This is a genomic window from Streptomyces sp. NBC_01481 (genome assembly GCF_026339995.1).
In the GTDB taxonomy this organism is placed as follows: domain Bacteria; phylum Actinomycetota; class Actinomycetes; order Streptomycetales; family Streptomycetaceae; genus Streptomyces.
Genome location: NZ_JAPEPT010000001.1, coordinates 1,518,694 through 1,539,465, shown reverse-complemented (window position 1 = coordinate 1,539,465; position 20,772 = coordinate 1,518,694). Strand labels below are relative to the sequence as shown.

Below are 20,772 nucleotides of genomic sequence, written 5' to 3'. Positions count from 1 at the left end.
GGTCATGCGTTGGAGGAGACGGAACCCCGTCCCTTTTGTCATGCACCAGGAGGCACCCAGCGATGTCGGTACCGCGATCCGCCGAGGTCACAGCCGAAGAGCGCGGCGAGCAGATTCTCGCCGTCTTCGAGACAGCCTTCGGCCAGCTGCTGGCGGCCGATCCCGCCGCCTTCCGGGTCAAGTTCCGGAAGATGGCCGCGTCGGCGTTCGCGTTCTACCGGGGCACCGCCTGCCTCTTCTACAACGACCTGGAGCGGGAGCAGCACGGCGGCCCGTTCCTCGACGACCGCACCGGCCGGGTGTGGATCCACGGCGATCTGCACGCCGAGAACTTCGGCACGTACATGGACGCCAACGGCCGGCTGATCTTCAACGTCAACGACTTCGACGAGGCGTACATCGGCCCCTTCACCTGGGACCTCAAGCGGCTGGCCGCGTCGCTGGCGCTGATCGGCTACACCAAGGCGCTCAGCGACGAGCAGATCACCGAGCTGGTGCGGGTCTACGCCGCCGCGTACCGCGAGCGCATCCACGCCCTGGCCACCGGCGCCAAGAACGACGAGGTGCCGCCCTTCACGCTGGACACCGCCGAGGGGCCGCTGCTGGACGCTCTGCGCGACGCCCGCTCGCTGACCCGCTTCGAACTGCTCGACTCGATGACCGAGATCCGTGACTTCGAGCGCCGGTTCGCCCCGGGCGGCGGCTCGATCGAGCTGGACGCCGCCACCCGCTACAAGGTGCTCGCGGCCTTCGACGGCTATCTGGAGACGCTGCCCGAGTCCAGCCTGACGCGGCCCGACTCGTACCGCGTCAAGGACGTCGTGGGCCGGCGCGGCATCGGCATCGGATCCGCGGGCCTGCCCTCGTACAACATCCTGCTGGAGGGCAACAGCGACGCCCTGGAGAACGACGTCGTGATCTATATGAAGCAGGCGCAGACTCCGGCGGTCTCCCGCCACATCACCGACGCGACCGCGCGGGAGTACTTCCAGCACGAGGGCCACCGCACGGTGATCTCGCAGCGCGCGCTGCAGGACCACGCCGACCCGTGGCTGGGCTGGACCGAGCTGGACGGCGCCGGTCAGCTGGTGGCCGAGGTGTCCCCGTACGCGGTGGACCTGGACTGGTCGGACATCGACGACCCCGAGGAGATCGCGGCCGTCGTCGCCGACCTCGGCCGGGCGACGGCGACGATGCACGGCGCGGCGGACGACGAGAGCGGCCACTCGCTGGTGCCGTTCTCCACGGAGCGGGCCATCGACGCGGCGATCGCGGCGGACGAGGAAGGCTTTGCGGAGCTGCTGGTCGAGTTCGCGCACAGCTACGGCACGCAGGCGCGGGCGGACCACCAGATCTTCGTGGACCTGTTCCGTAACGGTCGTATCCCGGGACTGTAGGGGACACCCTCAGGTCGGCCGGATCCTTGCGGCCGGATCCCTTTAAGAGTCCCTTACGGGGACGCATGGGACACTCCCGGTGATGGACGTATCAGGGATGCAGCTCAGGGCGCTGCGGGCGGCGATCTTCACGGCACTGGTCGTGACGCTGTCCGCGGCGTCCCATGTGCTGCTCTCCCGGGTGCCGCTGCCGCTGACCACCGTCGCCGGTCTTTCGGCGGGCGTCTTCGCCGTCGTGTACGCCCTCTCCGGCCGGGAGCGCGGCTACTGGCGGATCGCGAGCCTGCTCGTGCCGCTGGAACTGGCCGCGGACACCGTCTTCACCACCGGCCAGGACGTCTGTTACGGCCCCGGCGGGGGCCCGGTCGCCGGGTCGCTGCGCTCGGTGGGCTTCGATGTGCTGTGCGGCGGCAGTGTCGGCACGGCGCTGCCCGGTGTCGGCGGCCCCGACCACGGCACGGCGGCGGCCCTGCTGCACTCCGCCAACCCGGCCCTGCCCTGGCTGCTGCTCGCCGCGCATCTGTCGGTCGGGCTGCTGGCCGCTGCCTGGCTGCGGCGCGGCGAGTCCGCGCTGGCCGGGCTTGTCCGGGCGGTGGGCGCTTTCGCGTTCCGGCCGCTGATGCTGGCGGCGGCGGTGGTCACGGCACACCGGTCCGTACGCCGCGCGGTGCGCCCTGCGCTCAGCCGCCCCGGCAGCTCCCGCACCCGCCTGCTGGTGCACTCCGTCGGACGACGGGGACCGCCGCGCTCGGCCGCAGTCTTCGCCTGAGCCCGCAGTCCCCTCTTTCCGTATCCCTCTTACGGGTACGACCTCACACGGAGTGAATCAGCATGAGTGCACGTAACAGCCAGGCCAACAAGGCGGCGGCCCGCGAGCGGCTGCGCCAGGAGCGAGAGCGCCAGGCCAAGAAGGAAAAGACCCGCCGCCAGCTCATCGTCATCGGCTCGACGATCGTGGTCCTCGCGATCGCGGGCGGTGCCGGCTACGCGATCATGCAGGCCAACAAGCCGAGCCACTGGGAGTCGGCGAAGGACGAGAAGAACATCACCGCGCCGAAGAACACCTCGGGCGAGAACGGCACGACCGTCGTCATCGGCAAGGCGTCCGCGAAGAAGACGCTGGAGCTGTACGAGGACTCGCGCTGCCCGGTCTGCGCGAGCTTCGAGCAGGCGGTCGGCCCGACGGTGAAGAAGGACGTCGACGCGGGCAAGTACAAGCTGAAGTACGTCGGCGCGACGTTCATCGACAACGCCGACTCGGGCGAAGGCTCCAAGAACGCGCTGAGCGCGCTGGGCGCGGCGCTCAACGTCAGCCCGGAGGCCTTCACCGAGTACAAGGCCGCGCTCTACTCGGCGAAGTGGCACCCCAAGGAGACCGACGACAAGTTCGCCAAGGACTCGTACCTCCTTGAGGTGGCCGACACGATCCCGGCACTCAAGAGCAATGCCGAGTTCAAGAAGAACGTGGAGGACGGCACCTTCGACGCCTGGGCCATGAGGATGTCGGACGCGTTCGGCAAGAGCGGGGTCGAGGGCACGCCGACGCTGAAGATGAACGGCAAGAAGGTCACGGCGGAGGGAACGGACAACCCGCCGATGACGGTGGAGCAGTACAACGCGGCGCTCGCGAAGGCGCTGCAGGGCTGAGCGAAGCGGCGGGGCGGGTGCGCCTGCGGCGGGCTTTCACCCCACCCCGCCCCTTCCCGTAACCGGGGGCGCTGCCCCCGGACCCCCGCGCCTCAAACTCCCCCAGACTTCGTCCGGGGGGACCCCCACGAGGCTGAGATGTGCGGCTCGGCCGCACATTCAGCCCGTCCGGCGTTTGAGGACATGCGGCCGAAGGTCGCATACGGGGGTCCAGGGGGGCGAACCCCCTTGGTTACGGGAAGGGGCGGGGTGGGGAAAAACACCGCTTCGCCCGACTACGACAACCCTCCAGGCAACGCCCCCGTTACCCCCGCCCCACCACCCGGCGAACTTTCCCCATTCCCCCTCGCATTCGCTCTTCCATTCGACCTACCGATCAGTAGTCTGATCGGCCGTGACCAGTAGACTCTCCTCAACTCCCAGTCGCCGCACGGTCGTCAAGGCCGCCGCCGCCACCGCTGTCGTCGCCGCGCCCGCCATCGCGGTCGCCACCTCCGCCGCTTCGGCCTCCGCCGCCGAAGCCCCGGCCTTCCTGCACGGCATCGCCTCCGGGGACCCGCTGCCCGACGGCGTGCTGCTGTGGACGCGTATCACTCCCACTCCCGACGCCGTGCCCGGTTCCGGCAAGGGGCCCGACACCGCGGTGGGTTGGGAGGTCGCGGAGGACAAGGCCTTCACGAAGATCGTCGCCAGTGGCGCCACGACCTCGAAGGCCGCCTCCGACCACACGGTCAAGGTGGACGTAAGGGGCCTGCGCCAGGCCACCGCCTATTACTTCCGCTTCACGGCCGGAGGCAGCGTCTCCCCCGTCGGCCGCACCCGCACCACCCCCGCCACCGACGCCTCGACCCCCGGCGTCCGCTTCGGTGTGGTCTCCTGTGCCAACTGGGAGGCTGGCTACTTCTCGGCGTACCGCCATCTCGCCGCCCGTACCGACCTCGACGCCATCCTTCATCTCGGCGACTACATCTACGAGTACGCGACCGGCGGCTACCCCGAGCCGAAGTACGTCGTTCGCCAGCACTCGCCGAAGAACGAGATCATCACGCTCGCCGACTACCGCACCCGGCACGCCACGTACAAGACGGACGCCGACCTGCAGACGCTGCACGCCGCGCACCCGGTGATCGCGATCTGGGACGACCACGAGTTCGCCAACGACGCTTGGTCGGGCGGCGCGGAGAACCACACGCCGGGCACCGAGGGCGACTGGGCGGCACGCGCCGCGGCCGCGCGCCAGGCGTACTTCGAGTGGATGCCCGTACGCGCGTCGACCGAGGGCACGGTCTACCGCCGCCTGCGCTTCGGCAAGCTCGCCGATCTGCATCTGCTGGACCTGCGCTCCTTCCGCTCGCAGCAGTCGACGGTCGGCAACGGCGGCGTGGACGACCCGGACCGCTCCATCACCGGCCGCGCCCAGCTGGACTGGCTGAAGTCCGGCCTGGCCGCTTCCGACGCCTCCTGGAAGCTGGTCGGCACCTCGGTGATGATCTCGCCGGTGGCCTTCGGCTCCGTACCGGCCTATCTCCTGGAGCCGATCGCGGAGTTGCTGGGCCTGCCCAAGGAGGGCCTCGCCGTCAACGTCGACCAGTGGGACGGCTACACGGACGACCGCAAGGAGCTGCTCGCGCACCTTACCCAGCGCGGCATCAAGAACACGGTCTTCCTCACCGGCGACATCCACATGGCGTGGGCGAACGACGTGCCGGTCAAGGCGGCGACGTATCCGCTGTCGCAGTCGGCCGCGACCGAGTTCGTCGTGACGTCGGTGACCTCCGACAACCTCGACGACATCCTCCATGTCGCACCCGGCACGGTCTCGCTGATCGCCTCCGCGGCGGTCAAGGCGGCCAACCGCCATGTGAAGTGGATCGACATGGACAACCACGGCTACGGCGTCCTCGACGTCACCGCCGAGCGCTCCCAGATGGACTACTACGTCATCTCCGACAAGACCCAGCAGGGCGCGACCACCAAGTGGGCCCGCTCCTACCGGACCCTGTCCGGTACGCAGCACGTCGAGCGGGTCGACCGGCCGGTGCGCTGACCGTCGAATTCCAGCCACTCGGCGCCCTGTTACGCACAGATCACGCCATCAGGCGGGTGGTGTTAATTCGCCATCCGAATCCGGACACACCACCCGCCTTGGTAACCCCACGTGTTACCGGTCCATCTCAAAGTCTGGACCTGGCTGAAAGATTTCGCCCCGATGTCCCAATTGATCTATGGATTGATTGGGCTTGATCGATTCTCATCAAGATCTGTCATGCGCACATAACCTCCCGGCAGTGGCGAGGAAGTCACCTCCGCCCACCCCCCGCTAGGAGTCAACGTGCCCACGCTTGCCCGAATATCTCCCCGTTTGCGCAACCGATTTATCGGTACCGCGGTCATGGCCGGAACTCTCGTGCTCTCCCCGCTCTCCGCACCCGCAGGGATCGCCGCCGCCAAGACCCCCGCGCAGGAGTGCGCCGACACTGCGAGCGTTTCCGCCAACGCCCGTGCGGCCAAGCCCGGAAGCCAGCACGCGGACGAGCCCAACGAAGTGACCGCCACTCAGGCCAAGGCCATGGACGCGGACATGCGCAAGAGACTCGACAAGGCCCGCGCCACCGGCAGAGCGTTCACGACGGCCGCGGCGACCACCATCCCGGTCTACTTCCACGTCGTCCACAGCGGAACGACCGGCAAGCTCAGCGCGACCGACGTCAGCAACCAGATGGCGGTCCTCAACGCCGCGTACGTCGGCCAGGGCACCGGGAACACCGACTCCACCTTCCAGTTCTCGCTGGCCGCCACGGACTACACGGACAACGCCTCCTGGTACAACCTGGCTTCCGGCTCGACCAACGAGAAGGCGATGAAGACCGCGCTGCGCAAGGGCGGCGCGGGCGCCCTCAACATCTACACCGCCAACCTCAGCGGCGGCCTGCTCGGCTGGGCGACCTTCCCGAGCTCGTACAACTCCAGCCCGGGCATGGACGGCGTCGTCATCCTCGACACCTCACTGCCCGGTGGCTCCGCCGCCAACTACGACGAGGGCGACACCGCGACCCACGAGGTCGGCCACTGGATGGGGCTCTACCACACCTTCCAGGGCGGCTGTAACGGCCAGGGCGACTACGTCTCCGACACGCCGTCCGAGAAGAGCGCCGCGTACCAGTGCCCGACCGGCCGCGACTCCTGCAGCCGCAACACGGGAGCCGACCCGATCCACAACTTCATGGACTACACGTACGACTCCTGCATGTACCAGTTCACCGCGGGCCAGGTGCAGCGGATGAAGGACAGCTGGACCGCCTACCGGGCGGGCTGAGGCCTCTCAAGCACGCCCTGGCTGCCCGCCGCACCCGCGGCGGGCAGCATCCGTCAGTCCTCGTGGAGCGATTCCAGGAAGCCCAGCGCCACCCGCCAGGTCTGCTCCGCCGACGCCTCGTCGTAGTCGGGCAGTTCGGGGTCGGTGTACAGATGCCCGGCGCCCGGACAGCGATAAATCTCCACATCGGCGCCCGCCCGCTGCATCTGCAGATACCAGGCGCTCAGCCAGTCGTGCGTCTCGAAGGGGTCGGGGTCCGCGACATGCAGTTGTACGGGCAGCTCGTCCACGCTCGCGCCCTCGGCGATGTCGGACGTGCCGTGAAGAAGCAGCAGCCCGCGCGCCTTCTCATCGCCCAGCGCGAGGTTCTGCGCGATCGATCCGCCGAGCGAGAAGCCCGCGTACACCAGACCCCGGTCCGCATACGGCGCGGAGGCCGCGATCGCGCGGCGCAGCAACTCGTCCGTGCCGATCTTGTCCTTGAGCTCCCTGCCCTCCTCCATGGTGTCGACGGTTTGCCCGTCGTAGAGGTCGGGCACGTGAACCTGGTGCCCGGCTTCGCGCAGCCGGTCGGCCGCCGCGAGAACGGCCGGGCGCAGACCGTAGACCGAATGGAAGAGCATGATGTTCATTCGGACATCGTGCCAGTTCCCGTTAGCGTCGGAGTCATGGAGAACGCACTGCGCCCGTTGACCGTCCTCGGTGGTTCGCTCTTGCTCACGCTGCTGCTCGGCTGGGCTTTCGACCTGCTGCTGCGCCGGGTGGACCGCCGCCACCCCGAGACGCCGCTGTGGGGTCTGCTCCGCCGTTGCGGGCTGCCGCTCCAAGTCGTGCTGCTCACCGCGATACTGAGAGGCAGCTTCAAGGAGACCAGGTGGCAGCTCATCGAGGACCACGAAGCGGGCATCGGACATGTGCTGTCGCTGGTGCTGATCGGCGCCGGGGCCTGGCTGGTGACCCGGATCGTCTCCGCCGTCGTGGAGTCCACGTACGCCCGCTACGCCACCTCCACCCGCGATCCCGCCCGGGTTCGGCGGGTGCGTACGCAAGTCACTCTGATCATGCGGATCATCACGGCGATCGTCGCCGTGGTGGCGTTCGCCGCGATGCTGCTGACCTTCCCCGGCATGGAGAAGCTCGGCGCCTCGATGCTGGCTTCCGCGGGCATCATCGGCATCGTCGCCGGTGTCGCCGCGCAGTCCACGCTCGGCAATCTCTTCGCCGGCTTCCAGATCGCGTTCGGCGACATGGTGCGGATCGGCGACACCGTGGTGGTGGACGGGGAGTGGGGTGTGGTCGAGGAGGTCACGCTCACGTTCCTCGCCGTACGGACCTGGGACGAGCGGCGGATAACGATGCCGGTGTCGTACTTCACCGGCAAACCGTTCGAGAACTGGTCGCGCGGCGGGGCCCAGATGACAGGGACGGTCTTCTTCCATCTCGACCACTCGGCGCCGGTGGGGCTGATGCGCGAGAAGCTGCAGGAGATCCTGGACGATTGCGCGGCATGGGACGGCCGGGACTCGAGCCTCGCTGTCACCGACACCACACCGACCACGATCCAGGTGCGCGCGGTGGTCACGGCGAAGGACGCGGACAACCTCTGGACGGCGCGCTGCGTGGTACGGGAGCGGATGATCGCCTGGTTGTGGGAGAAGCATCCGTACGCGCTCCCGCGCGTCGCGACCTCGCCCGCCGCGCGTGACGCCGCATCCACTTCGCCGACGCCCCCGCCCGAGGAGCCGCACGAGCCGGACGAGGCGCCCGAGGGCGACGCCAACCGGGTGCGCAGGGGCCGCGGTTGACACCGAGTTCGGGACGGCAGGTTCGGCGCGCTGTCACCGTCTCACGCGGGCTGTCCGACTCCCGCCCGGCGCAACGGCCGTGATCAGTACGGAGGTCGCCCGCCCGGGGGTACGGGAGAGGCTCCCGCTACAGCCCGCGCCGCATCGCCCGGTGCCCGATACCCGCGTCCAGGAACTCCGCCCCGTACGCCTCGTACCCCAGCCGCTCGTAGAACCCCAGCGCATGGGTCTGCGCGTGCAGATCCACCGCCGCCAGGCCGCGCTCCCGCGCCGCCTCCTCGATCGCCCGTACCAGCGCCACACCGACGCCCAGCCCGCGCGCCGCCTTGGTCACCGCGAGCCGTCCCAGCGAACCCAACGAGGCCTCGCCGCCGGTCTTGTCCGCCGCGGCCGGTCCGTACAGCAGACGTCCCGTGCCGAGCGGCACCCCGTCCTCGCCGACGGCCAGCACATGCACGGTGTCCGCGTCCTCGGCGTCGAAGGCGTCGTACTCGATCTCCGCCGGCACTCGCTGCTCGACGACGAAGACGTCCTTGCGGACCGCGAAAGCGGCCTCACGGTCGGCCGGGCCGACCGCCACCCGCACCTGGAACCCGGTCATTCACTCTCCGCCGTGATCTTGTCCAGCGCCGACTGCAGGTCCTGCGGGTACGAGCTCTCGAACTCGACCCACTGCCCGTCCGACGGGTGCTCGAAGCCCAGGCGGACCGCGTGCAGCCACTGCCTGGTCAGCCCCAGCCGCTTCCCGAGCGTCGGGTCCGCGCCGTAGGTCAGATCGCCCACACAGGGGTGCTTGTGCGCCGACATGTGCACGCGGATCTGGTGCGTACGACCGGTCTCCAGCTTGATGTCCAGCAGCGAGGCCGCACGGAAGGCCTCGATGAGGTCGTAGTGCGTGACGGAGGCCTTGCCGTCCGCAGTGACGGCCCACTTGTAGTCGTGGTTGGGGTGCCGGCCGATGGGCGCGTCGATCGTCCCGCTCAGCGGGTCCGGGTGGCCCTGGACCAGAGCGTGGTACCGCTTGTCCACGACGCGGTCGCGGAACTGCGCCTTCAGCAGGGTGTACGCCCGCTCCGACTTGGCGACGACCATCAGCCCGGACGTACCGACGTCGAGGCGGTGCACGATCCCCTGCCGCTCGGCCGCGCCCGACGTCGAGATCCGGTAGCCCGCGGCCGCGAGACCGCCGATGACCGTGGTCCCGGTCCAGCCGGGGCTGGGGTGCGCGGCCACGCCGACCGGCTTCACGATCACGACGATGTCGTCGTCGTCGTGCACGATCTCCATGCCCTCGACCGGCTCGGCGACGATCTGCACCGGCGCGGGCGCCTGCGGCATCTCGACCTCGAGCCACGCCCCGCCGTGCACCCGCTCGGACTTTCCTACCACCGAGCCGTCGACCTGCACCTTTCCGGCGGCTGCCAGGTCGGCCGCTTTCGAACGGGAGAACCCGAACATCCGGGAGATGGCGGCGTCGACGCGCTCGCCCTCAAGGCCATCGGGTACGGGCAGGGTGCGGATCTCGGGAACTGTACTCACCCGTCGAGTATGCCTTGTCAGTCCTTGTGGACGGTCCCGTCGGGGTCCAGGCCCCTGAAGGACAGGATCACAATGAGGAATCCGCCGCAGACGATCGCGGAGTCGGCGAGATTGAAGACGGCGAAATGCGCGGGCGCGATGAAGTCGACGACCGCGCCCTCGAAGACGCCGGGCGAACGGAAGATCCGGTCGGTGAGATTGCCGAGCGCACCCCCGAGCAGCAGTCCGAGCGCGATCGCCCACGGCAGGCTGTAGAGCTTGCGCGCCAGCCGGGCGATCACGACGATCACGGTCGCCGCGATGCAGGTGAAGATCACGGTGAAGGCCTCGCCCATGCCGAACGCGGCGCCGGGGTTGCGTACCGCCTCGAACTTCAGCAGATCGCCGATGACCTCGATCGGCTCGTGGTGCTCCAGCTTGGCCACCACGATCATCTTGCTGACGAGGTCGATCAGGTAGGCCACGACCGCCACACCGAAGAGCACGGCGATCTTGCGCCTGCCCTTGGGCTGCTCGGCGGGCGCCGAAGCCTCGCCGTCCACATCTGGCGTACCGATGATGCGCTCCGCCTCTGCCACGTGAGTCCCTCAACCTAGGTGCCTGACTGAGCACGAGGGTACGGCACACACGTACGGAGCCAGAGGGCCCCAGGCCCTGTCCGGCCGGCCTTGCCCGGCTCGCGTGCCGCGGCGCGCGCGTGCCGGACCCCGCTCCCTGCCCCCGCCCGATCCACCGGTCAGGGACCTGGGACATGCCCCAGCCGCATCGTTCCTGCTAGCCGCGTCGTTCCTGCTTCTGCTTGTCCTCGACGCAGAGCGTCGCGCGCGGGAACGCCTGCATCCGCGCCTTGCCGATGGGCTTCCCGCAGATCTCGCAGAGGCCGTACGTCCCCGCATCCAGGCGCAGCAGCGCACGCTCGGTCTGCTCCAGCATCTCGCGCGCGTTCGCGGCGAGCGCCAGCTCGTGCTCGCGCGTGATGTTCTTCGTCCCGGTGTCGGCATCGTCGTCGCCCGCGCCGTCCCCGGAGTCCCGCATCATCCCGACCAGCGCCTCCTCCGAGGTGCTGATCTCGTTGCTCAGCCGGATCGCCTCGCCCGCCAGCTCGGCGCGCGCCTCGGCGACCTCCTCGGGGGTCCACGGGTCCTCGCCGGGTCGTACCGCGAGCTCTCCCGGCGGTGTCGCGGCCGCTGTACGGGCCGTGGGCAGCGCTGTCGCGCTCTTGCCCGCGGCCGATACCCCACCCGCGGTCTTCTTCGCTCCCACCGTCCTGGCTCCTGTCTGCTTCGCGGCCTTGGCCGCCCCCTTGGCCGCGGGCGCGGCCTTCTTCGTGGTCTTCTTCACGGCCTTTTTGGCCACGGCCTTCTTGGCAGGCGCCCTCTTCGCCGTCGGCGTCCCGGCCGTTGCTGCGGTCGTCGTCTCGTCCACGGCCGTCGCCTTCTTCGCGCTCGTCGTCTTCGCAGGCGCCTTTTTGGCGCTCGCCCTGGCAGTCGTCTTGGCAGTCGTCTTGGCGGCCGTCTTCGCCGTCGTCTTCGCGGCCTTCTTCTTGGCCGTCTTCTCGGCCGCGGCCTTCTTCGCCGTGACCTTCTTGGTGGTTGCCTTCTTGGTCGTGGCTTTCGCCGTGGACTTCTTGGCGGCCGTCGTCTTCGTCGGGGTCGCCTTCTTCGTCGCCGTGGCCTTCTTCGTGGTGGCCTTGGCCGCAGCCACCTTCCTGGCGGGTGCCGGCTCCACGACCACCGACACCTTCTTCACTGTCGCCGTGGCAGCCGATGCCTTCTTCGCCACCTTCGCCGTCGTCGGCCTCGCCGCCTGCTTCCCACTGCCTGCCGCGGCCTTCTTCGCCACGGTGCTCTTCTTCCCGCTCGTATCCCTGGCCGCCGCTCCAGCGGCGGTGGATCGTGCGGACGCCGTCTTCTCGGCGATCTTCTTCGCCACCATGGCCGCGGCCCCTTCACATATTGTGATCTTGCTCGCGAATCGTGCTGGGACGATAAATCGACCCAGGCCCCGCGGCAAACGGGCCACGCCGCCGCTGCGGCCCACCCCGGCCTGTGACAAGGCGAACCTGCATCCGTTGTGCCCAGCTCCCCGCCCCGTAACCGCCGCGAAAAAGCAGCCGGACTCCGAGGGTCCGCGTGTGGCCATTCGGGTCAACCGCGCAGCTCGCGAACGGCCCGGCGGACGGCCCCGTGAAAACCGGTCGGCCGCCGCACGCAGGGGCCCGTACACTGGGCGGAGCGAAAGGCGTGGATGGGGACGAGTAGCGTCGTACGCAGCCATGAGCGACCCGGGGACGGTGAGAGCCCGGGGGCGAGCGCGAGGTGAAGCATCACCCCTGAGCCGCCGGAAGAAAGCCCTCGGAGTGTTCGGGGGGTGACTAGACCCGGCATCGCGACCCCAATGAGGGGGCTCACCGGCCACCGTCGGCGGGCCAAGGAGGGTGGTACCGCGGGAGCACAGGCTCTCGTCCCTCCGACGGCACAGACTTTGTCCGTTGGAGGAGCTCGTCGATGACACCACCGCAGTACCGTCAGGTACCCGCCCAGGTCGATCTGCCCGCGCTCGAGCATGCGGTGCTCGACTTCTGGCGCGAGGCCAAGGTCTTCCAGAAGAGCCTCGAGCAGTCCGAGGGCCGCCCCGAGTGGGTCTTCTACGAGGGCCCGCCCACCGCCAACGGCATGCCGGGCGCCCACCACATCGAGGCCCGCGTCTTCAAGGACGTCTTCCCGCGCTTCCGCACGATGCGCGGCTACCACGTCGCCCGCAAGGCCGGCTGGGACTGCCACGGCCTGCCGGTCGAGCTCGCCGTCGAGAAGGAGCTCGGCTTCTCCGGCAAGAAGGACATCGAGGCATACGGCATCGCGGAATTCAACGCGAAGTGCCGCGAGTCGGTGACCCGGCACACGGACGCGTTCGCCGAGCTGACCGACCGCATGGGCTACTGGGTCGACCTCGACGACGCGTACCGCACCATGGACCCCTCGTACATCGAGTCGGTCTGGTGGTCGCTGAAGGAGATCTTCAACAAGGGCCTGCTGGTCCAGGACCACCGCGTCGCCCCCTGGTGCCCGCGCTGCGGTACCGGTCTCTCGGACCACGAGCTTGCCCAGGGCTACGAGACGGTCGTGGACCCGTCCGTCTTCGTCCGCTTCCCACTGACCTCCGGCCCGCTCGCGGGCGAGGCCGCGCTGCTGGTCTGGACGACGACCCCCTGGACCCTGGTCTCGAACACCGCCGTCGCCGCGCACCCCGATGTCACCTACGTCGTCGCGACGAACGGCGAGGAGAAGCTCGTCGTCGCCGAGCCGCTGCTGGAGAAGGCGCTCGGCGAAGGCTGGGAGGCCACGGGCCAGTCCTTCACGGGCGCGGAGATGGAGCGCTGGACGTATCAGCGCCCCTTCGAGCTCGTGGAGTTCCCCGCCCCGGCCCACTACGTCGTCAACGCCGAGTACGTGACGACCGAGGACGGTACGGGTCTGGTCCACCAGTCCCCCGCCTTCGGTGAGGACGACCTCAAGGTCTGCCGCGCGTACGGCCTGCCGGTCGTGAACCCGGTCCGCCCCGACGGCACCTTCGAGGAGGACGTGCCGCTGGTCGGCGGCGTCTTCTTCAAGAAGGCCGACGAGACGCTCGTGCCCGATCTTGAGTCCCGCGGCCTGCTCTTCAGGCACGTCCCGTACGAGCACAGCTACCCGCACTGCTGGCGCTGCCACACCGCGCTGCTCTACTACGCGCAGCCGTCCTGGTACATCCGCACCACCGCCATCAAGGACCGTCTCCTCGAGGAGAACGAGAACACCAACTGGATCCCGGACTCGGTCAAGCAGGGCCGGTACGGCGACTGGCTGAACAACAACATCGACTGGGCCCTGTCCCGTAACCGCTACTGGGGCACGCCGCTGCCGATCTGGCGCTGCGAGGACAACCACCTCACCTGCGTCGGCTCACGCGCCGAGCTCGGCGAGCTGACGGGCACGGACCAGTCGGCGCTGGACCCGCACCGGCCGTTCATCGACGAGGTGACCTTCGCCTGCCCGACCTGCCGGAAGACGGCGACGCGCGTCCCCGAGGTCATCGACGCCTGGTACGACTCGGGTTCGATGCCATTCGCGCAGTGGGGCTACCCGTACAAGAACAAGGAGCTCTTCGAGAAGCGCTACCCGGCGCAGTTCATCTCGGAGGCCATCGACCAGACGCGTGGATGGTTCTACACGCTGATGGCCGTCGGCACGCTCGTCTTCGACAAGTCGTCGTACGAGAACGTGGTCTGCCTCGGCCACATCCTCGCCGAGGACGGCCGCAAGATGTCCAAGCACCTGGGGAACATCCTCCAGCCGATCCCGCTGATGGACCAGCACGGCGCGGACGCGGTGCGCTGGTTCATGGCGGCCGGCGGCTCGCCATGGGCGGCGCGGCGTGTGGGCCACGGCACGATCCAGGAGGTCGTGCGCAAGACGCTCCTCACGTACTGGAACACGGTGGCCTTCCAGGCCCTGTACGCGCGCACGTCCAACTGGGCGCCGTCCGCGGCCGATCCGGCCCCGGCCGAGCGCACGGTGCTGGACCGCTGGCTGCTGAGCGAGCTCAACGCGCTGGTGGACCAGGTCACTTCGGCCCTGGAGGCGTACGACACCCAGCGCGCCGGAAAGCTTCTGTCCTCGTTCGTCGACGACTTGTCCAACTGGTACGTGCGCCGCTCGCGCCGCCGCTTCTGGCAGGGCGACCCGGCCGCGCTGCGTACGCTGCACGACGTCGTCGAGACGGTGACCCGGCTGATGGCCCCGCTGACCCCCTTCATCACGGAGCGGGTCTGGCAGGACCTGGTCGTCCCGGTGACGCCGGACGCCCCCGAGTCGGTCCATCTGTCGACCTGGCCGGCAGCCGATCTGGACGCCATCGACCCCGCTCTGTCCTCCCAGATGGCGCTCGTACGCCGCCTGGTGGAGCTGGGCCGCGCCACCCGCGCGGAGTCCGGGGTCAAGACGCGCCAGCCGCTCTCGCGGGCGCTGGTCGCCGCGGCGGGCTTCGAGTCCCTCTCCCCCGAACTCCACGCCCAGATCACCGAGGAGCTCAACGTCTCCTCCCTGGCCTCGCTCTCCGAGGTCGGCGGCTCGCTGGTCGACACGACGGCCAAGGCGAACTTCCGGGCACTGGGCAAGCGGTTCGGCAAGGGCGTCCAGGACGTGGCCAAGGCGGTGGCCGCGGCCGATGCGGCGGCCCTGTCCCTGGCGCTGCGCTCGGGCACCGCGAGCGTCTCCGTGAACGGCGAGGAGGTGACCCTCTCCCCGGAGGAGGTCATCATCACGGAGACCCCGCGCGAGGGCTGGTCGGTGGCGTCCGACTCGGGCGCGACGGTCGCGCTGGACCTGGAGATCACTCCGGAGCTGCGGCTCGCGGGCCTGGCGCGTGACGCGATCCGGCTGATCCAGGAGGCCCGCAAGAACAGCGGCCTGGACGTCGCTGACCGTATCGCGGTGAGCTGGTCGTCGACGGACCCGTCCATGACGGAGGCCCTGACGGAGCACGCGGGCCTGATCGCGGACGAGGTCCTGGCGACGACGTTCACGACGACCCCGGCGGACGCCACATTCGGCACCCCGTTCACGGACGAGGCCCTGTCCCTGACGTTCCGCCTCCGCAAGGCGTAGCCGCCCCAGCGAGGGGCCCGGGCTTCGGCTCGGGCCTCTTTTGCTGTTCCCCACCACGCCCCTTCCCGAACTGGGGGCAAGCCCCCAGACCCCCGGACGCGAAATTCAGCCCCGCCGGCGTTTGAGGCGCGGGGGTTCGGGGGCGGAGCCCCCGCAAGGGGTCTGTGGCGGAGCCCCAGTTCGGGAAGGGGCGGGGTGGGGATCAGGCCCGCCGCAGGCGCACTGCCCCCCATCCCCCCCCCGCACAAAAGGGCCGGGCCCGGGACAGATGTCCCGGGCCCGGCCCTCAGCCTGCCGACGGCTACGCGCGATTCGCGCGACCCGCCGTCAGTTGTCGTCCTCGTCGATCAGAAACCCACGCATCGGCGACGGCGCCTGCTGCATCGGCTGCGGCGCCTGCGGCCTCACCGGTGCCATCGGCTGAGTCATCGCCGGGGACATCTGCTGCTGGCCGCCGTACGACGGTCCACCACCCATGGACTGGTTGCCGCCCATGGACTGGCCCATCGACGGGTTGCCGCCCATGGTGTGACCCATCGCACCCGCACCGGCCGGAGCCATCGAGGGCGACGGCGGCAGCGAAGCGGCCGCGGGCGCCCGCGGCGGGGCCAGCGAGTCGTCGGCCTGGGTCTCCAGCTGACGCAGCTGCGACTCCAGGTAGGACTTCAGCCGCGTGCGGTACTCGCGCTCGAAGCCCCGCAGGTCCTCGACCTTGCGCTCCAGCGTGGCCCGCGCGGACTCCAGGGAGCCCATCGCGACGCGGTGCTTCTCCTGGGCGTCCCGCTCCAGCGCGTCCGCCTTGGCGCGGGCGTCGCGCTCCAGACCCTCGGCGCGGCTACGGGCCTCGCCGACGATCTTGTTGGCCTCGGAACGGGCCTCGGCGATCGCCTGGTCGGCGGTCTGCTGGGCCAGTGAGAGCACGCGCGCGGCACTGTCGCCGCCGGGTCCCTGCTGCGGCATCTGCGGAGCGTGTCCGCCCATGGGGTTGCCCATCGGGCCACCCATGGGACCGCCCTGCATCGGGCCGGGCCCGTGCGGGCCCTGCGGACCATGACCACCGGGGCCCGGGGGCAGCTGCGGAGCACCACCGGGCAGCTGGGGCGGACCCATCTGCGGGGGTTGCTGCTGCATGGGCGGTCCGGATATGGCGGCGGGCACAGGTGCGCCCGGACCGCGGCCGTCCTGCGGCTCCGGCGGTTTGCGCATGCCCTGCTGCTGGTTCTGCGCGGCCGCACGAGTCGCCGCGGCCAGCTTGGCGCGCAGGTCCTCGTTCTCGCGGAGCAGGCGGGTCAGCTCGGACTCGACCTCGTCGAGGAAGGCATCGACCTCGTCCTCGTCGTAGCCTTCTCGGAGGCGGACAGTCGTGAACTGCTTGTTCCGCACGTCCTCGGGAGTCAGCGGCATCTCTACTTCACCTCTACGTAGTCGTCGGCAGTCGGCAAGACCGTATCGCTCACATCAGTTCCCCACGCCGTTCACGACGGAGATCAGAATGTAGACGATGATCATCAGAACGAAGAAGGACAGGTCGAGTGCCACGCCCCCGAGACGCAGCGGCGGAATGAACCGCCGCAGAAGCTTGAGCGGTGGATCGGTGACAGTGTAGGTGGCCTCCAGAACGACCACCATCGCCTTCCCGGGTGCCCATGAGCGCGCGAACTGGAAGACGTAGTCCATGACCAGCCGGAAGATCAGCACGACGAGAAAGCACACCAGCGCGATGTAGACCACATCCAGTGCGACGCTCATCTCCGCGCTTCCCTCTCCCCTGGCTCTCGTGTCTACCGGCCTCGCGGCCGGGTCGTTCCCGGTGTCGGTTCCTAGCTCTGGTTGAAGAACCCGCCCTCAGCAATGCGGGCCTTGTCCTCCGCCGTGACATCGACGTTAGCAGGAGACAACAGGAACACCTTCTGCGTAACCCGCTCAATGCTGCCATGCAGACCGAAGACGAGTCCCGCGGCAAAGTCGACAAGTCGCTTTGCGTCGGTGTCGTCCATCTCCGTGAGGTTCATGATCACCGGGGTGCCCTCGCGGAAGTGTTCCCCGATGGTACGGGCCTCGTTGTAGGTCCGCGGGTGCAGCGTGGTGATGCGGTAGGGCTCCCGCTCGGACACGACCTTGGGCATGATCACCGGTGCGTTCTTCTCCAGGCTCGGTCGTTCAGGTGTGATGGATGCCACGGGGGCAATTCGCGCCGGACGTCCACTTTCAGCGGGAAGCGGAACCGGATCGCGCTGCGCGGGCGGCTGGACCACCCGCACCGGTTCATCCCTCTCGACCTGGTGCGGGGGCTGGTGGCGCCGGTGGTCCCGCTCGGGCTCCGGCTCGGGTTCGAAGTCGTCATCGGGATCGAAACCCCGGCCGTCGTACCCATCGTCCTCCACGAGGCCGAGGTAGACCGCCATCTTGCGCATCGCGCCGGCCATTCTCTGAGTCCTCCGCTCTGTGGTGGATCGGCATTCGTCACCAAGTGCCAGCGATCCACTCGGTCTGCCCGTATTGTGGCGGGAATGACCATATTTTCTGCTGTGGTCCGACTTGCTTCGCGACGTTACCCGAGCCGGGGTCGGACTCCGAGTACCGCAGTGCCGACGCGCACATGTGTCGCTCCGGCCGCCACTGCTTGTTCGAGGTCCGTACTCATCCCTGCTGACACCATGTTCGCAGCCGGATGCCCGGCGCGCAGGCTGGATGAGAATTCCATCAGCCGCTCGAACGCCGCCTGTTGCCGTCCCGCGTACGGGCCGGTGAGCGGCGCGACGGTCATCAGTCCGTCCAGCCGCAGTCCTGGTGCGCCGTCCACGGCGGCCGCCAACTCCTCGATGCCGCCCGGCGCCACGCCTCCCCGCTCCCCGCGCTCGCCCGACTCGGCATCGAGCGCGACCTGGATCAGACACCCGAGCTCGCGCTCCGCGCGGACCGCGGCGGCGGACAGCGAGGTGACGAGCCTGAGCCGGTCGACAGACTGCACGACATCGGCATAACTCGCCACGGAACGGACCTTATTGGTCTGCAACTGCCCGACGAAGTGCCAGTTGAGGTCAAGATCCGAGCAGGCGGCGGCCTTCGGTGCCGCGTCCTGGTCACGGTTCTCGGCCACATGCCGCAGACCCAGCTCATGGAGCAGCCGCACATCGCTCGCCGGGTAGGTCTTGGTGACCACGATGAGGGTCACCTCCTCCCGCTTGCGGCCGGCGGCCGCGCAGGCCGAGGCGATACGTTCCTCCACGGCCGCGAGAGTGCCCGCGAGTTCGGTCTTTCGGTCCGTCATTCCTGTCCGTCCAGCCAGACGTATCCGGCGAGCCGCCCGGTGGTGCGGTCGCGGCGGTACGAGAAGTGGTCGCCCGATTCCAGTGTGCACACCGCCGACCGCTGCCGGTCCCTGACCCCGAGCGCGTCGAGCTGGGCGTGGACTGCGGCAGTGACGTCTACGGCCGGGGTGCCCCAGCTGGTCTCGGACCAGGCGGCCGGTTCGACCGCGGCCACATCCGCCCGCATCTGCTCGGGAACTTCGTAGCAGCGACCGCAGACGGCCGGTCCGGTGCGGGCGATGATCCGTTCCGGGTCCGCGCCGAGCGACGTCATCGCGTCGACGGCCGCGGGCACGACTCCCGCGATCATCCCGGGGCGTCCCGCGTGCGCGGCGGCCACGACACCTGCGACCGGGTCGGCGAGCAGTACGGGAGTGCAGTCCGCCGTCAGTACGGCGAGGGCGAGCCCGCGCCGCGCGGTGACCACGGCGTCCACCGAGGGAACGGGAGCCTCGCCCCACGGCCCGTCGACCTCGGCGACGTCCTTGCCGTGAACCTGGTTCATCCAGACGACCAGGTCCGGGTCGAGCCCCAGTTCCTTCGCGGCGATCGCCCGGTTGGCGAGGACCGCCGCGGGGTCGTCGCCGACCGCTCCGCCGAGGTTGAGCTCCTCGTACGGAACGGCGCTCACCCCGCCCCACCTGTCGGTGAAGGCGAAGTGCGCGCCGCTCACGATGCCGTGCTGGTCTATCACTTCAAGAAGTCCGGTACGTCCAGCTCTTCGGCCTGGCTGTCCTGGTACGGACGGGCCGGCGGGACCTGCGCGGGCCCGGAGTTCAGATCACCGGCGACCGGAGCGGGCTCGGCCGGAACCGGCTCCTCGCGGGCCGGCAGCGTGCCGAGACCGGACGCCCGCGAGGTCTCCGTGCCGCGCGACGGGGTGGCCGGCGGCTCGTCCCGCTTGTTCGCGGCGGACCCGAGGACGTTTTCGCGGCGGGTCGGCGGCTGTCCGCCGTCGAAGCCGGCCGCGATGACCGTGACCCGTACCTCGTCGCCCAGCGCGTCGTCGATGACCGCGCCGAAGATGATGTTGGCCTCGGGGTGGGCCGCCTCGCTGACCAGCTGGGCCGCCTCGTTGATCTCGAAGAGCCCGAGGTCCGAGCCACCGGAGATGGAGAGCAGCACCCCGCGGGCGCCGTCGATGGAGGCCTCGAGCAGCGGCGAGGAGATCGCCATCTCGGCGGCGGCCACCGCGCGGTCGTCGCCGCGGGCCGAGCCGATGCCCATGAGCGCCGAGCCCGCCTCGGACATCACGGACTTGACGTCGGCGAAGTCGAGGTTGATCAGACCGGGCGTGGTGATGAGGTCGGTGATGCCCTGGACACCCGACAGCAGCACCTGGTCCGCGGACTTGAACGCGTCCAGAACGCTCACCTGGCGGTCCGAGATGGACAGCAGCCGGTCGTTCGGGATCACGATGAGGGTGTCGACCTCCTCGCGGAGTTCGGCGATGCCGTCCTCCGCCTGGTTCGCGCGGCGGCGGCCCTCGAAAGTGAACGGGCGGGTGACCACGCCGATCGTCAGGGCGCCGAGCGTACGCGCGATATTGGCGACGACGGGTGCGCCACCGGTGCCGGTACCGCCGCCTTCGCCTGCGGTGACGAAGACCATGTCGGCCCCCTTGAGGACCTCCTCGATCTCCTCACGGTGGTCCTCTGCCGCCTTGCGACCGACTGCGGGATTGGCTCCGGCCCCCAGGCCGCGGGTGAGTTCACGACCGACGTCGAGCTTGACGTCGGCGTCGCTCATCAACAGGGCTTGCGCATCAGTGTTGATCGCGATGAACTCGACGCCCTTGAGACCGACCTCGATCATTCGGTTGATGGCATTGACACCACCGCCGCCGACACCGATGACCTTGATGACTGCGAGGTAGTTCTGCGGTGCTGCCACGTCGAAGGCCTCTCGCCTCGAGTTACGTGTCGTCGCTGCGCGATTGTCGCGCGGCGCCGACGGATGCCGATGGGACGGTCCGGAACGCCGACCCAAACCCTAACGCTGAAGTTTAGGGTTACCAGTGTGTCTGCTTCTTGGACTCTCCGAACAGGACACTAAGTCGACAAGTGGCGCACGTTCAACGAACACGCCGAACCTCCCGTTTTTCTTTTCACC

The 20,772-nt window shown here is 69.3% G+C and carries 18 protein-coding genes; 7 read left to right on the top strand and 11 right to left on the bottom strand.

Annotation, left to right across the window (positions count from 1 at the left end; translation table 11 throughout):
* The first annotated feature begins 62 nt into the window (after positions 1 to 62).
* The 5 genes from OOK40_RS07065 to OOK40_RS07045 all read left to right on the top strand — a co-directional run bounded on the left by OOK40_RS07065 (position 63) and on the right by OOK40_RS07045 (position 6,360).
* Positions 63 to 1,397 carry a DUF2252 domain-containing protein gene (locus OOK40_RS07065; protein WP_266477403.1) on the top strand — a complete coding sequence of 445 codons (1,335 nt, stop codon included), beginning with the start codon at positions 63 to 65 and terminating at the stop codon, positions 1,395 to 1,397.
* An 82-nt stretch (positions 1,398 to 1,479) separates the two neighbouring features.
* Entirely contained in the window at positions 1,480 to 2,166 is a 687-nt protein-coding gene (locus OOK40_RS07060) for a hypothetical protein (protein ID WP_266477402.1), read from the top strand.
* Between the two features lie 62 nt (positions 2,167 to 2,228).
* Entirely contained in the window at positions 2,229 to 3,044 is an 816-nt protein-coding gene (locus tag OOK40_RS07055; protein ID WP_266477401.1) for a DsbA family protein, read from the top strand.
* Positions 3,045 to 3,438: 394 nt separating this feature from the next.
* The gene (locus OOK40_RS07050; RefSeq protein WP_266477400.1) at positions 3,439 to 5,091 is read left to right on the top strand and encodes an alkaline phosphatase; all 1,653 of its coding nucleotides are present in this window, start codon (positions 3,439 to 3,441) and stop codon (positions 5,089 to 5,091) included.
* Positions 5,092 to 5,436: 345 nt separating this feature from the next.
* Entirely contained in the window at positions 5,437 to 6,360 is a 924-nt protein-coding gene (locus OOK40_RS07045; protein ID WP_266477398.1) for a zinc metalloprotease, read from the top strand.
* 53 nt (positions 6,361 to 6,413) lie between these two features.
* Here OOK40_RS07045 and OOK40_RS07040 read toward each other — a convergent pair whose 3' ends face one another.
* Positions 6,414 to 6,992: a dienelactone hydrolase family protein gene (locus OOK40_RS07040; RefSeq protein WP_266477397.1), complete on the bottom strand. Its 579-nt coding sequence runs from the start codon at positions 6,990 to 6,992 to the stop codon at positions 6,414 to 6,416.
* 36 nt (positions 6,993 to 7,028) lie between these two features.
* Here OOK40_RS07040 and OOK40_RS07035 point away from each other — a divergent pair, with 36 nt between their 5' ends.
* A complete protein-coding gene (locus tag OOK40_RS07035) occupies positions 7,029 to 8,165 on the top strand; it encodes a mechanosensitive ion channel family protein (protein WP_266477396.1) in 1,137 nt (378 codons plus the stop codon).
* A gap of 127 nt (positions 8,166 to 8,292) precedes the next feature.
* On the opposite strand, the gene OOK40_RS07030 is transcribed toward OOK40_RS07035, so the two are convergent.
* The 4 genes from OOK40_RS07030 to OOK40_RS07015 form a co-directional block, all read right to left on the bottom strand.
* On the bottom strand, positions 8,293 to 8,766 hold the full coding sequence (locus OOK40_RS07030) for a GNAT family N-acetyltransferase (protein ID WP_266477395.1): 474 nt from the start codon (positions 8,764 to 8,766) through the stop codon (positions 8,293 to 8,295).
* A complete protein-coding gene (locus OOK40_RS07025; protein ID WP_266477394.1) occupies positions 8,763 to 9,704 on the bottom strand; it encodes an RluA family pseudouridine synthase in 942 nt (313 codons plus the stop codon). The genes OOK40_RS07030 and OOK40_RS07025 overlap by 4 nt, the downstream gene beginning before the upstream one ends.
* 17 nt (positions 9,705 to 9,721) lie before the next feature.
* Positions 9,722 to 10,282: a signal peptidase II gene (gene lspA / locus OOK40_RS07020; RefSeq protein ID WP_266477393.1), complete on the bottom strand. Its 561-nt coding sequence runs from the start codon at positions 10,280 to 10,282 to the stop codon at positions 9,722 to 9,724.
* 196 nt (positions 10,283 to 10,478) lie between these two features.
* Positions 10,479 to 11,639, bottom strand: a complete 1,161-nt coding sequence (locus OOK40_RS07015) for a TraR/DksA C4-type zinc finger protein (RefSeq protein WP_266477392.1) — start codon at positions 11,637 to 11,639, stop codon at positions 10,479 to 10,481.
* A gap of 572 nt (positions 11,640 to 12,211) precedes the next feature.
* Here OOK40_RS07015 and ileS point away from each other — a divergent pair.
* The gene (gene ileS, locus OOK40_RS07010; RefSeq protein WP_266477390.1) at positions 12,212 to 15,349 is read left to right on the top strand and encodes an isoleucine--tRNA ligase; all 3,138 of its coding nucleotides are present in this window, start codon (positions 12,212 to 12,214) and stop codon (positions 15,347 to 15,349) included.
* Positions 15,350 to 15,676: 327 nt separating this feature from the next.
* Here the strand turns inward: ileS and OOK40_RS07005 are convergent, their stop codons facing one another.
* From OOK40_RS07005 to ftsZ, 6 genes are all read right to left on the bottom strand, one after another.
* Positions 15,677 to 16,753, bottom strand: a complete 1,077-nt coding sequence (locus OOK40_RS07005; protein WP_266477388.1) for a DivIVA domain-containing protein — start codon at positions 16,751 to 16,753, stop codon at positions 15,677 to 15,679.
* Between the two features lie 54 nt (positions 16,754 to 16,807).
* On the bottom strand, positions 16,808 to 17,098 hold the full coding sequence (locus OOK40_RS07000; RefSeq protein ID WP_266477386.1) for a YggT family protein: 291 nt from the start codon (positions 17,096 to 17,098) through the stop codon (positions 16,808 to 16,810).
* A 71-nt stretch (positions 17,099 to 17,169) separates the two neighbouring features.
* Positions 17,170 to 17,775, bottom strand: a complete 606-nt coding sequence (locus OOK40_RS06995; protein WP_266477384.1) for a cell division protein SepF — start codon at positions 17,773 to 17,775, stop codon at positions 17,170 to 17,172.
* Between the two features lie 125 nt (positions 17,776 to 17,900).
* A complete protein-coding gene (locus OOK40_RS06990; protein WP_266477383.1) occupies positions 17,901 to 18,620 on the bottom strand; it encodes a YggS family pyridoxal phosphate-dependent enzyme in 720 nt (239 codons plus the stop codon).
* Complete coding sequence (gene pgeF, locus OOK40_RS06985; RefSeq protein WP_266477381.1) at positions 18,617 to 19,354, bottom strand: peptidoglycan editing factor PgeF; 738 nt, start codon at positions 19,352 to 19,354, stop codon at positions 18,617 to 18,619. Before pgeF ends, OOK40_RS06990 begins: the two co-directional genes overlap by 4 nt.
* Entirely contained in the window at positions 19,351 to 20,553 is a 1,203-nt protein-coding gene (ftsZ, locus tag OOK40_RS06980; RefSeq protein WP_266477380.1) for a cell division protein FtsZ, read from the bottom strand. Before ftsZ ends, pgeF begins: the two co-directional genes overlap by 4 nt.
* Positions 20,554 to 20,772: the final 219 nt, after the last annotated feature.

Bases quoted from the DNA above. Each gene is read 5' to 3' on its own strand.
- OOK40_RS06990 (WP_266477383.1), bottom strand. From the start codon at position 18,620: ATGACGGACCGAAAGACCGAACTCGCGGGCACTCTCGCGGCCGTGGAG.
- OOK40_RS07045 (WP_266477398.1), top strand. From the start codon at position 5,437: ATGGCCGGAACTCTCGTGCTCTCCCCGCTCTCCGCACCCGCAGGGATC.
- OOK40_RS07005 (WP_266477388.1), bottom strand. From the start codon at position 16,753: ATGCCGCTGACTCCCGAGGACGTGCGGAACAAGCAGTTCACGACTGTC.
- OOK40_RS07065 (WP_266477403.1), top strand. From the start codon at position 63: ATGTCGGTACCGCGATCCGCCGAGGTCACAGCCGAAGAGCGCGGCGAG.
- OOK40_RS07060 (WP_266477402.1), top strand. From the start codon at position 1,480: ATGGACGTATCAGGGATGCAGCTCAGGGCGCTGCGGGCGGCGATCTTC.
- OOK40_RS07015 (WP_266477392.1), bottom strand. From the start codon at position 11,639: ATGGTGGCGAAGAAGATCGCCGAGAAGACGGCGTCCGCACGATCCACC.
- OOK40_RS07055 (WP_266477401.1), top strand. From the start codon at position 2,229: ATGAGTGCACGTAACAGCCAGGCCAACAAGGCGGCGGCCCGCGAGCGG.
- OOK40_RS07035 (WP_266477396.1), top strand. From the start codon at position 7,029: ATGGAGAACGCACTGCGCCCGTTGACCGTCCTCGGTGGTTCGCTCTTG.
- ileS (WP_266477390.1), top strand. From the start codon at position 12,212: ATGACACCACCGCAGTACCGTCAGGTACCCGCCCAGGTCGATCTGCCC.
- OOK40_RS07040 (WP_266477397.1), bottom strand. From the start codon at position 6,992: ATGAACATCATGCTCTTCCATTCGGTCTACGGTCTGCGCCCGGCCGTT.
- OOK40_RS07000 (WP_266477386.1), bottom strand. From the start codon at position 17,098: ATGAGCGTCGCACTGGATGTGGTCTACATCGCGCTGGTGTGCTTTCTC.
- OOK40_RS06995 (WP_266477384.1), bottom strand. From the start codon at position 17,775: ATGGCCGGCGCGATGCGCAAGATGGCGGTCTACCTCGGCCTCGTGGAG.
- OOK40_RS07030 (WP_266477395.1), bottom strand. From the start codon at position 8,766: ATGACCGGGTTCCAGGTGCGGGTGGCGGTCGGCCCGGCCGACCGTGAG.